The organism is Clostridium carboxidivorans P7 (genome assembly GCF_001038625.1).
In the GTDB taxonomy this organism is placed as follows: Bacteria; Bacillota; Clostridia; order Clostridiales; family Clostridiaceae; genus Clostridium_AM; species Clostridium_AM carboxidivorans.
This window is the reverse complement of sequence record NZ_CP011803.1, coordinates 1,263,621-1,276,111: the sequence shown is the minus strand read 5'-3', so window position 1 is coordinate 1,276,111 and position 12,491 is coordinate 1,263,621. Positions and strand designations below refer to the sequence as shown.

Annotated in this window: 8 protein-coding genes; 2 read left to right on the top strand and 6 right to left on the bottom strand. The window is 27.3% G+C overall.

The features are described from left to right. Nucleotides 1-2 precede the first annotated feature (2 nt). A complete protein-coding gene (locus tag Ccar_RS05465) occupies nucleotides 3-1,709 on the bottom strand; it encodes a methyl-accepting chemotaxis protein (RefSeq protein WP_007060727.1) in 1,707 nt (568 codons plus the stop codon). Between the two features lie 537 nt (nucleotides 1,710-2,246). On the opposite strand from Ccar_RS05465, the gene Ccar_RS26045 reads away from it, so the two are divergent. After that, nucleotides 2,247-4,997, top strand: a complete 2,751-nt coding sequence (locus tag Ccar_RS26045) for an EAL domain-containing protein (RefSeq protein ID WP_007060728.1) — start codon at nucleotides 2,247-2,249, stop codon at nucleotides 4,995-4,997. Between the two features lie 173 nt (nucleotides 4,998-5,170). Here the strand turns inward: Ccar_RS26045 and Ccar_RS05455 are convergent, their stop codons facing one another. Further along, a complete protein-coding gene (locus Ccar_RS05455; RefSeq protein ID WP_007060729.1) occupies nucleotides 5,171-6,502 on the bottom strand; it encodes a CoA-disulfide reductase in 1,332 nt (443 codons plus the stop codon). Nucleotides 6,503-6,846: 344 nt separating this feature from the next. Here Ccar_RS05455 and Ccar_RS05450 point away from each other — a divergent pair, with 344 nt between their 5' ends. Further along, on the top strand, nucleotides 6,847-7,533 hold the full coding sequence (locus Ccar_RS05450; RefSeq protein WP_007060730.1) for a lysozyme inhibitor LprI family protein: 687 nt from the start codon (nucleotides 6,847-6,849) through the stop codon (nucleotides 7,531-7,533). A gap of 185 nt (nucleotides 7,534-7,718) precedes the next feature. Here Ccar_RS05450 and Ccar_RS05445 read toward each other — a convergent pair whose 3' ends face one another. From Ccar_RS05445 to Ccar_RS05430, 4 genes are all read right to left on the bottom strand, one after another. Continuing rightward, nucleotides 7,719-9,035 carry a HAMP domain-containing sensor histidine kinase gene (locus Ccar_RS05445; protein WP_048029967.1) on the bottom strand — a complete coding sequence of 439 codons (1,317 nt, stop codon included), beginning with the start codon at nucleotides 9,033-9,035 and terminating at the stop codon, nucleotides 7,719-7,721. 36 nt (nucleotides 9,036-9,071) lie between these two features. Then, nucleotides 9,072-9,767 (bottom strand): response regulator transcription factor, encoded by a 696-nt coding sequence (locus Ccar_RS05440; protein ID WP_007060733.1) that lies wholly within the window; start codon nucleotides 9,765-9,767, stop codon nucleotides 9,072-9,074. Nucleotides 9,768-9,975: 208 nt separating this feature from the next. Further along, entirely contained in the window at nucleotides 9,976-10,788 is an 813-nt protein-coding gene (locus tag Ccar_RS05435) for a hypothetical protein (protein ID WP_007060734.1), read from the bottom strand. Between the two features lie 199 nt (nucleotides 10,789-10,987). Beyond that, on the bottom strand, nucleotides 10,988-12,406 hold the full coding sequence (locus Ccar_RS05430; RefSeq protein ID WP_007060735.1) for a methyl-accepting chemotaxis protein: 1,419 nt from the start codon (nucleotides 12,404-12,406) through the stop codon (nucleotides 10,988-10,990). Nucleotides 12,407-12,491 lie beyond the last annotated feature (85 nt).

The following is a 12,491-nucleotide window of genomic DNA, read 5'->3' as shown; positions in this document are numbered from 1 at the left end:
TATTAATCTAAACTTTTACCTTCTGTTTTAAAATTATTTACGTTATTCATTACATCGTTAACCATACCTAATAGTTTTTCAGCAGCATTACTAACTTCTTCTGTTGAGCCATTTAATTCCTCAGATAAAGAACTTATCTCTTCTGAAGATGCTGAAATTTCCTCTGAAGCAGAAGATGAATCTGATAAATTACTTAATATTATAGATTTCTTACTATTTACCTCAATCATAGAGTTATTGACTAAATTTATTCCTGGCAGCAATTTTTCCATATCACCAATTATTCCACCAAAAGAACTAGCAATGCCATTTACAATTGTAATTTGATTTGAAAATTGAGAATCTACATTTTTAGTATTAATTACAACCATATTACTTTGCTCTGAAAGATTTTTTAAAAGTTCACTAATGTTTTTAGAGGATATTTTAGATTGTTCTGCAAGCACCTTAATTTCCTCTGCTACAACACTGAATCCCTTGCCTGATTCCCCAGCTCTTGCTGCTTCTATGCTAGCATTCAACGCAAGTAAATTGGTTTGATCTGATATATCATTTATTAAATTTGTAATATCATTAATTTTGTCAATACTAGAACCTAATCCATGAATTTTCTCTATAACAGCTTTAAAGTGAATATTTAAATCATTTATTGAATTTATTAACAAACTTACATCCTTACTGCTTTCCTTAGATTTTTCTTTAATATTATTTGCCATAGTATCAAATTCACTTACTATTTTTACAGTATTATCTATAACCCTTCCAAATTCATTGAAGTTCTCTTTTATGCTAAGAATATCTGATGTTTGTTTTACGGAGTTTTCCGACACTCCCTGCGTAATTGAAGCAACATGCTCTGAAGCTAATGCTATATCCTTAGCTGTATTATATAAACCATCTGAACTTTCCTGTGCAGTACTTACATCATTTTTTATATTTATTAACATATCATTAACCTTTAATCTAAAGTCATTTAAAAAACTTGCTATTTCTTCAATTTCATCCTTTGTTTTTATCTCAATATTTTCTTGCAAATTTCCTTTACTCATATTTTCTAATTTGTTTTGAATTATGCCAATATTATACTTTAATTTCTTTGAAAATAACCATACTGATAATAACGATATGATAATAGCAACTATGATTTCTAAAATGGCTATCCTAAAAAACAACTGTTTAATATTTTGAAAAGTTGAAATATCCTCGTCAGCTCCAATAATAGCTATAACTTGTCCAGATGAACTTTTTATTGGTGCATAGGCTGATACATATGTTCCCCACTTATCCGAATATGCTTTGTCACTAACAACAATGTTGCCCTCAAAAGCACTAGAAATTTCCTTTTGCATTTCATAGTTTTCCATATATTCAGCAGGCTCAGGTGAAGCATCAAAAAGAAATTGAACATTTTTATCATCTTTCTTTATATAAATATAAAAGTTTTTTATATCTTTTTTTGCTTTAAATACTGTCATTGAATTTAATACTTCTTTGTATTCTTTAGATTTATTAGAGTTATCTTTTAATACCTTTTCTATTTTATCTTTATCAACAACATTAATTGATTCTGCAATAGATGCTTTAGCACTCTCCTTCAACTTCACCTCCACATTCTTAAATATAATACCATAGCTTATAAAAGATATTAATACAACAATTCCAACTACTATAGACACTAGTCTAAGAACTTTTAAACCAAGTCTACTCATAATTTTTAAATCCCTCCTACGCATAAATTACAAAATTATAGTTATTTTTGAATTTTTGCAACAATTTTACATAAACATTCATTTACCTTCAAAATACTACATTTATTATATTATATATTATAAAGCTACTAATTAAAATTGTTTTTTGCATTATTTTAAATGTTACAATTCATTTTTTAATATATAATTTATTTTCTTACACATATTCATTAATTGTATTGTCTTCGTTAAACATCTCTTTTTAAATACTTTTCAGGCATTATGAAGTAGCTAGATATATTTTTATAAAAATTCAGAAAACAGCATTTAATATACAATTTATATGCTTTATGAAAATGTAAATATAAACTTAGAAATTTATATTTTAATTGACAATTTAATTAGTACTACATATTTGTTATAATTATATATATTAAATGATTACACAAATTACAGCATATTTATAAATATGAATTGTACAAAAATGTTGAAATTATACATAATATGACTTTAAATAGTTTATGAATAATAATTGGATTAGTTTAGAGGAGTGCAGCAATGTATGAAGTTTTATTCGATGTAAGTTTTATAATTTCTATAATTTTATTAGTTTTTTTATATAAAGTAAGAAATGTTAATATTGCAAAGTTATTAATCAAATGTACTATACTTGTTGCTTTCTGGATCCTTATGGAAATTCTTAGCTATTGTATTAGAATAAACGAAATTGCAATACTATTTCAGAAAGCAAAGTTCATAAGCATTATATTTGCTTCTCCACTTTACCTTTTAATAGTAAGAGAATATGCTGCCAAAAATAAAAAAAGCATTTACTACACATTATTAATTTTTATTGTACCAATATTATCATTACTATCATTGATTTCTAACAAAATACCCTATAAATTTATGTCAAACGTTAGTATATACTATGCTAAAGATATTCCAATATTTTTATTTTCTCCAGATGTGGGTTTTTACATTCATATCATTTATTCCTATTCAAGTATCTTGATTGGATGTTATATTCTTATGATGGTAGCAATAAAGTCTCCAAAATTATACCGCAGGCAAAGTACATTCATTTTTATAGGCACACTTATATCTATTTCAATGAATTTTTTATTTATTAGCCCTAAATCTAAATCAATTTTTATAGATGCCACTTCGATTTGTGTACTATTAACCTTGATTATATTATACTGGGGATCATTCTACATGCCTAAATCAATAGTAGTACCAATTGCTAGAGATCTTTTAGTAGAAAATATTAAAGACTTTATTATTGTGGTGGATTCTTCTAACAAAATAATTGATATAAATCCTGCAGCCATTAAATTTATAAAATTTTTAAGACATGAAAATAAAAAAATTAATACTGAACAAAAAATAAATTTTATAGGAATAAAAATTCATGAAATACTAAATTTTTTACCAGATATAAAATATTCTGCTGCAACAAAGGATTCAAGAAATGAATCCATGGTTTCTTTTAATTTTAATGGCAAAACTTTTTATTTTACAATGTATAAATCTCCTATTTTGGATACAAATAAATCACAAATTGGAAGATTATTCATGTTTCACGATGTAACAAAGATACAAGAATATACCAACAATCTTAAACAACTAAATGAAGAATTATCAATTTCAGATAGAATAATTAGTACTGCAATGGAAGGTATATTAATAACAGATAGTTCAGGAAACATTATCAAAGTAAACAATTCTTTTGAAAGAATATCAGGATATAAAGGCGAAGAGTTAATTGGCAAAAATCCAAGAGTACTTAAATCTGGACACCATAATAAGAGCTTCTATTTGAATATGTGGAATGATTTGCTTACTTATGGCTATTGGGAAGGTGAAATTTGGAATAGAAAAAAGAATGGTGAGTTATATCCAAAATGGATGTCAATAACATGTTTAAAAAAACAAGGTGGTATAATAGAAAATTATATAGCTATTTCTACAGATATCACTAAAATAAAAAAGACAGAAGATAAACTTCAAAGTCTCGCCTATTATGATTTATTAACTGGAATACCAAATAGGACTTTATTTTATGAAAGACTTGAAAATGCACTCATAAGGGCAAATAATAATAAAGGATCAGTAGCTTTACTTTTTATGGACCTAGATGGATTTAAAGTTATCAATGACTCCTTGGGTCATGCAGCTGGAGATTTACTTCTTAAAGAGGTTGCAGCTCGAATTGAATCTAGTATTAGCAGATCCGATACTGTATCAAGATTAGGAGGAGATGAGTTCACTGTAATTCTTGAAAATGTGAACAACCATGAAGATGCAAAAGCTGCTGCAGAATCCATTATTGGAAAAATATTGCTTCCTTATAGTATACTTGGACGTGAAATAACTTTAGGAGTAAGTATAGGAATAGCACTATCACCCTATGATGAATCCACTGTTGAAGGTTTAGTTAGAAAAGCAGATGCAGCTATGTATGATGCAAAGGAATCTGGAAAAGGAAAATATTCATTTTCCTCAGACGAAATCGAAAGAAGAAACCATGAAATTCTTGAAATGCAAATAAAGCTTAATAAGGCTCTTGATAATAATGAATTCAATTTATATCTTCAGCCACAAATTATTTTTGCTGAAAATGAATTTAAAATAATTGGTGCTGAGGCCCTTATCCGATGGAAAACAATAGATGGTAAAATATTTACACCTGATAAGTTCATCCCTGTATCTGAAACTAATAGAATGATAATACCTATTGGTAACTGGATATTAGAAGAAATTTTTAGAATTGATAAAGTACTTAAAGACAATGGCATTAACATTAAATTATCAATTAATATTTCATCAAAACAATTTGAAAATGGTAACTTAGTTTCAAAAATTAAAGAACTTTTCAAAGAAAATGATTCTCAAAACATTGATTTAGTAATTGAAATAACGGAAAGTTTTTTATTACAGGATACTGAAAGTGCAATTCAAAGTTTACTAGAAATAAAAAAACTAGGAATTGAAATTTCAATAGATGACTTTGGTACAGGCTTTTCTTCTCTCAGCTATTTAGCTCGTTTACCTGTAGATTATTTAAAAATTGATAAGTCCTTTATAGATGATATTCTAAGTACAAACCATAAAAACCTAACCTCAAATATTATTTCTATGGCAAAAACTCTTAATCTAAAGACAGTTGCAGAAGGAGTAGAAACAGAAGAACAAGCTAACAGACTAATGGATGAAGGTTGTGATGAATTACAAGGATATTATTTTAGTAAACCCCTTATTATTGATGACTTTATAAAATATGTAAAGCAATTTAATTATAATTAGAGTAAATTTATAATTTTATTATTAATGCTTATTGGCATAACACTATGCAAAGCTTTGCAAGTTAAAAATTAATAATGAAGAGTTAATAGTGAAGGATGATTTTTTGTAGTGTAACAAAAAAATATCCACATTAACTATTAATTCTTCATTCTTAACTATTAACTATATTGCTGCTATTTAGCTGCATTGCATGCTATATGAACTGCATCCCATACTCCTGAAAAAGGAGGTGCATAACATAAATCTGTCATGCCTAAATCCATTGTAGTCATATTATTATGAATTGCTATTGCAAACATATCTATTCTCAGTACAACTCCTTTTTTGCCTATGGCCTGTGCACCTAAAATTTTATTACTTTTTTCTTCATATATAAGTTTAATCCAAATAGGTGTTGAATCAGGGTAATACCCTGGATGATCACTTGCCTTAACAAATACAGTTTTGTAATCAATAGCCAAAGCTTTTGCTTCACTTTCTGATAAACCAGTCTTTGCTACTTCATAATCCAAAATTTTAATAGCTGTACTTCCAAGGGTTCCCACATACTTATTATGCTTACCTGTAATATTTTCTCCAGCTAATCTTCCACATTTATTTGCATTAGTTCCTAATGGTATAAAGGAATTTTCTTCTTTTACCTTATTATATACTTCTGCACAATCTCCTGCTGAATATATGCTATCAATATTTGTTCTCATTTCTCTATCAATAACAACTGCACCATTTTTAGCTAGTGCAATCCCAGAATCTTTTAAAAATTCTGTAGCTGGTTTTACACCTATAGCTAATATAACTAAATTTGCTTCATAACTTCCTTTGTCTGTTTTTACTCCTATAACCTTTTCAGAACCAATTATTTCTTCAACCTTTTCATTTAAATTAAGTTTGATTCCACCTTGCATCATAATCTCTGATGCCATTTCAGTTATTTCAGCATCAAAAGGTTGTATTATTCTTGGTGCCAATTCTACAATTCTAATATTTTTACCCTTTGTGGATAACGTTTCTGCTGCTTCTATACCTATATATCCTCCACCAACAATTATTATATCTTTCACTTCTGGAGCTTCCACAGCCTTTTTTAATATTAATCCATCATCTAAAGTTTTAAGTACATAAACGCCTTTCAAACCTCTGCCTTTTAATGGAGGTACTATTGGTATAGTACCTGTAGCTATCATGAGCTTATCATAAGAATCTGCAAATACTCTTCCATCTTCTAAATCCTTAACTAAAATTTCCTTGTTTTCTGGCATAATCTTGATAACTTCATGCTTAATATTTATCTTCATTCCTGACTTTTCAAATTCTTCCTTAGTTCTTGCTATCATCTTAGTATGGTCTTCATTCATACCTGCTACATAATAAGGAAGTCCACAAGCACCATAAGATAAGTATGAACCTTTTTCATAAACTACAATCTCAGCACTTTTATCAATTCTCTTAATTTTAGACGCAGCTGACATACCTGCAGCAACTCCACCTATAATTACAACCTTCATAAAATCCCTCCTACTTTGAGAAACTTCTAAAATATTTACTTTATTATACCAATATGCATATATTTATGTCAAAATTTAATGAATCTTCTATAATATTTACTATTTTCCTACCCTTTTAAGTCAATAAAAACTTCTACAATTATTATACATATTTCAAAATTGAATTTTGCGACATTTTTTACGATACCACTGAAAAAAATTATGATATAATTACTAGTAGCTAAATTCAATGTTAAAAAGCGAAAAAATCCTCATTGATTATTTTATGAATACTAAAAAATTAATCTTTCATAAAATCAAAATATTATTACAAATCATGATTTTGTTATAGGAGGATGGAAACTATGAAAAAAATAGCAGGAATTTTAGCTTTGCTATTAGCGCTAGGACTAGTAGGATGCAAAAGCAGTGAATCAACAAAAGGAAATGCTAATGGTTCAAATACTAAAGTAGAAGATAAAAAAAGTACTAAGGATAATGTGGATAGCATCATTGGTCAATTGGTTACCTTAATTGATGAAAAGAAGTATGATGATGCAAAGTCATTGATGCAAAAATTAAATAGTAACGATCTCAGTGAATCTCAAAAAGTTACTGTTAACAAATTAAAAGAAAGAATTGATTCAGAATCAGCTAAAACAGAAGAAAGTAAAAATGCAATACAGCCGCAAGGCCAAAAACAACAATATGAAAATAAATTAGCTAACATTGAAAATTCTCTAAAATATTTAGATGAAAAAGAAGCTTCTGGAACAACAGCAGATATGCGAACTTCTGTTAATGAAAGATATAAGAAATGGGACGCCGCTTTGAATGAAATTTATGGTGTACTGAAGGGGCAACTATCAGCTAACGATATGAAAAATTTGCAAAGCGAAGAAATTCAATGGATATCAAATAGAGATGCTAAAGCTGAAAAATCAGCATCAGAAATGAAAGGCGGCTCAATGGAATCAGTATTGTATACTGGTTCATTAGCAGCTACAACAAGATCTAGATGTTACGAATTAGTAGAAAAATATATGCACTAATGAGGCTTTAATTTAAGAGGTGCTGTGGAACTAAGCTTAAATAATACAGTATATTGTTTTGAGTTTTTGTTTAGAAAACAATATTATTGTATATAAATTACTTAATACCACAGCCCTTTTAATAATCTTATATAACAGTATCCTAATAATAAAACTATTTTTTATTATAAATTACACTTAACTACTCATTCCACTTTAAACTCCATCAGTATGCACAATCCTTTATCAGGTAAATTTTCTGCTCTTATTAAGCCTTCATGATTTTCTACAATGTCTTTGCATATAGCAAGTCCCAATCCAGTTCCACCTTTTTCTCTAGACCTAGAAGAATCTACTCTATAAAATTTATGAAAAATTTTATCTATGCAATCTTCTTTAACTCCTTCTCCATTATCCTTAACTTCAAATCTCAATACCTTCTCACTACTAGTACCTGCTATATTAATAATACATCCTTCACCTGCATATTTAATTGAGTTATCTACTAAATTTACAAAAAGTCTTTTCATTTTATTCATATCAAATTTTAGAAGTAAATTCTTATCTATTAAATTTGAATAATCAAATTTAACATTTTTGTTTTGTAATTCCGTTTTTAAATCCAGCATTAAGTTCTCAAACATTTTACTGCAATTTATTAATTCTTTATTATATTTACTGCAAGAATTTATGTTAGAATAATCCTCTAATTCTTCTAAAAGCAACTTTAAATCTGTTGATTTTTTATAAATAATTTCATAATAATCTATTAGTTTTTCTTCTTTAACCTTGCCTTCTGTGAGTCTTTTTGAATATCCCATAATAGAAGTCAAAGGTGTCTTTACATCATGAGATATAGCTTGAATAAGCTCTTGTTGATTATCTTCTGATGCTTTAAGTCTCTTTCCCATATCTTCAAAATTTCTGCACAAAAGACCTAATTCATCCTTGCCGTAATAAGGAATTTTAACCAAAGTATTTCCGTACTGTATTCCCTTAACAGACTTGCTTAATTTCTTCAATGGATTAGCTATAACTCTATATATTGTAAAAAGAACTACTAAAGAAATGACTAGTATAACTGTAACTATTAAGATTCTAATATTTTGTCCTTTTACAGCAATATCACTATCATATATTTTAGCCGGAAAATATCCATAAACAATATATTCTACTTTTCCTGATATTTTTAAATATCCCTCTTTTTCTATACTAGTACTTGATCTTTTAGGTTTTTTAGAAGCATATATTGTATTTTCCTCTACATCCTTAACTACAAAATTAGTATTATATTTTTTAGATGCTTCATCCATAACCTTTTCTAATTTATCTGTTTTTTTACGATATTTTTGCACATCGTCAATAGCCTTCTGTAAAATGGATTGTCTTCTATTTTCTTGATAATTTATTTCTGTAATTACCCTATTTATAACAACTTGTCTATAAAAAATTGCAAAACTTATAAGCTGAACAAAGAATCCAAAGGCTAATAATAAAGCTATCTTTTGATATATATTTTTCATTTTGACGCCCATCCTTTTAAATAAAAAAATATTGCATTATAGCCTTTCTCCTATAAACTTATAGCCAATTCCCCATACGGTTTTTATAAATCTATCACAGCCAGGTATCTTTTCCCTTAACTTTTTAATATGTACCGTAACAGTATTTATATCGCCAAAATCTCCAAATCCCCACACACTATTATATATCTGTTCTCTAGTCAAAACTATATTATGATTTTCAATCATATAGTAAAGTACTTGAAATTCCTTTGTAGACAAAATTATTCTTTGTCTGTCTACAAAAACTTCAAAAGAATTTTTATTTATTTCTATGGATTTATACCTAATTGTTTCATCATTTTTTAAGTTCAAGCTGTTTAACCTTTTTTGCTTTCTTAAATGTGCCTTTACTCTTGCACATAGTTCACCATCATCAAATGGCTTAGTTATATAATCATCCGCTCCAATTTCAAGTCCTACTATTTTATCTACGCCTCTATTCTTAGCAGTTAAAAATATTATTGTTCCTAAGAACTTATCTCTTATTTTTCTGCATACATCTATACCATCAATATCTGGCAGCATTATATCCAAAATAATTAAATCAAAACTTTCCTTTTCTACCTTGTTTATAGCTTCCTGACCACTATAAGCCTTGTCCACTTGATACAGCTCATCCTCTAAAATATCAGTTATTAAATTTACAATATCTTTATCATCATCTACTATAAGAATTTTTCCTTTATTCATATTAAGCACTCCTTTTATTATAGATACATAAATTAATGTTTAGCACTATTCCTTAATTTAAAATTATATCATTAGATTTTAGAAAAAAATACCTAAATTCTAAAAGGACTTAATATCATAAAAAAGTTATTATAAAAAAATGAGGGAATAAATATATTATTAATACATTTATCCCCTTATTTTCACCGAGGCTGATATCAAATACTATTTATTGTTGAGATCCATTTAAAGAATTTATGCTGCTAATCAATTGATTCAAAGTATCTCCTTTAGTCTTTATGTCATTAAGTATTTGAGTTTTGGCATCTATAATGCTTTGAAGAGTATTTCCTGCTGAAGTAAAATCTCCTGATTTTACCTGTGCCTTATATGACTCCCATAATTTATTCTTAGCTGCCTCTTCTTGTGCTATTTTCTGATGTAAATCTTTATTCTGTTGTATTAAAGGCTGTAATTGCTGAAGTTTTTGTTTTCTTGCATTATTAGCAGTCTTTAATTGTGTTGTTAAAGGCTGTACTGCTGATTTATCTGTCTGATACTGTTGCTTTGCAGTCTCTATTTGTGAACTTAATGATTTTATTTGTGCTTGTAAACTACTTATAGTTGATGTATCTTTAGCTTTTTTAGCGGTTTCTAACTGACTGTGCAAAGTATTTCTTTGTTGAACTAAAGTTTTAAGCTGCGCTGAATCATTTTTCAATTTTTCTTTTCCTGATTTAACCTGTGTTTGTAAATCACTAGTAGTGCTCATTGATTTCACTGCACTTTTTATTTTATCTGATACAGCTTTATTTGAAGCTAATGCATTTTTAGTTTGAGTTCTCAAATCTGTTATAGCTGCCATCTTATCCTTATAAATTGTAGAATAAAATTGCTTTTTAGCTGAAGTTTGTCCTGCAGTTTGTGTAACTGATATAGAATTGTTTGTACTTGAAACACTTGTATTATCTGCTGCTAATGCAATTGTAGAAGTTCCTAATATTAATGAAGCAGTTAAAACGGATATTATTGTTTTTTTCATTTTTAAATCCCCTTTCAGTTCTTTTAATATAATATAATTGTAAAAAAACTTTATTAAATAAAAAGGAGATTAAAATTAAACTTTATAAATAATAATTAAAAATTATTAACAATACACCACTTTGCAAGTAATTTAGAATTTGAATTTTATTTTATGTATAATTTATCATATATTCTTTATGTAGAAAATATAAATTAAATTAGAATACACTTTTATCATTATCACTTACTTTATTCTTTATTTTATTAAGCATTTCAATAATTTCTAATGATATTTTTTTTGCTCTTTTAGCATTATTTACAGCTTCTTCTCTATTTCCAGACCTGATCTTATCAATAACTATATTCCCAATTTGATGTAATTCTATATGTATAGAATCTATTTTGTCCCATATAATTTTAATATCCTTATCTCTTGGCATTACTGATTGATAAAAATGTCCAAGTCCACATTTATGCCCATCTGTTTGCAATGGTTTTATATACATTTTATCAGCCATATCTTCAAGAAGATTAATCCAATCTATATGAGCTGAAATTGCATTATTCATTACATTTATAAATGTAATATTATCCAATTTGAAATTGTTTTCATCAAAAATACCATTGCTAAGTTTTGCTAAACTTGAAACATCATTTTCAATTTTAGCAATGTAATCCCCCATATTACTAATTTCTATTGCTTCCATATTAACTTCTTCTGATACATCATTAATATTATCAGTATTATTAATCAAAGCTTGAATTTCATCACTTACAAATTCAATAGATGAACTTATTTCCTGTGATGTACTAGCTACCTGAACAATATTGCTTGAAACTAATTTAATACTTTCTCTACTTTCCTTAATAGATTCAGACATACTATTAATTGAATCATTCATATTAAATATAACAGTTTTTGTTTCGGATATACTATCTTTACTCTTAGCTGAAGCTTTTTTAATATTGTTCATTAAATTACTTATAAAAACAAGTTGTTTTTTTGTAACATCAGCAAGTTTTCTTACTTCCTCAGCTACTACTGCAAATCCCTTACCATGCTCTCCAGCTCTTGCTGCTTCTATACTTGCATTCAAAGCCAATAAATTGGTTTGTTCTGATATTTGTTTTATGCCATCAACAGTATTTTCCATGCTAGTTATAAATTCAAATAACACATTTATATCACTTTCCATTGATAATGAATAGTTAAGTACATCATCCTTTAAATCATTGACTTTATCTAACGATTTATTATTTTTTTCATTTAAATTTAATAATGAATTTGCTTGAAATGATATATCTTCTACTGATGAAGCATACTCTGTAGTATTATTTGATATTTCAATCATATTTTCATTTACTTCATGTATTACATCCTTAATTTCATTTGTATAATTATTTAATTTTTTAGATTTAGCTGTTAATTCATTTGATCTATATTTTAGCTTTAAATTAAAACTGCTAATGTTAATAGCTACATCAATAACGCCCTTTATCATGTTCCTGATCAAAGGAGCTACCTTATTTACAGCTTTAAATTTATATTTTATGCTCCTAACAGGATCGCTGCTATTTTCTGAATATTCCTCAAGTATTTTTTCAATATTCTTAATTTTAATTTTTTCTTTAAACATTAGTCTTATCTCCCTTCAAATACATTTTAAGCTCACAATAAAATACTAATTATTTATTACTTGGCATTTTTTCATTAATTTATTA

Bases quoted from the DNA above. Each gene is read 5' to 3' on its own strand.
- Ccar_RS05465 (WP_007060727.1), bottom strand. From the start codon at position 1,709: ATGAGTAGACTTGGTTTAAAAGTTCTTAGACTAGTGTCTATAGTAGTT.
- Ccar_RS26045 (WP_007060728.1), top strand. From the start codon at position 2,247: ATGTATGAAGTTTTATTCGATGTAAGTTTTATAATTTCTATAATTTTA.
- Ccar_RS05455 (WP_007060729.1), bottom strand. From the start codon at position 6,502: ATGAAGGTTGTAATTATAGGTGGAGTTGCTGCAGGTATGTCAGCTGCG.
- Ccar_RS05450 (WP_007060730.1), top strand. From the start codon at position 6,847: ATGAAAAAAATAGCAGGAATTTTAGCTTTGCTATTAGCGCTAGGACTA.
- Ccar_RS05445 (WP_048029967.1), bottom strand. From the start codon at position 9,035: ATGAAAAATATATATCAAAAGATAGCTTTATTATTAGCCTTTGGATTC.
- Ccar_RS05440 (WP_007060733.1), bottom strand. From the start codon at position 9,767: ATGAATAAAGGAAAAATTCTTATAGTAGATGATGATAAAGATATTGTA.
- Ccar_RS05435 (WP_007060734.1), bottom strand. From the start codon at position 10,788: ATGAAAAAAACAATAATATCCGTTTTAACTGCTTCATTAATATTAGGA.
- Ccar_RS05430 (WP_007060735.1), bottom strand. From the start codon at position 12,406: ATGTTTAAAGAAAAAATTAAAATTAAGAATATTGAAAAAATACTTGAG.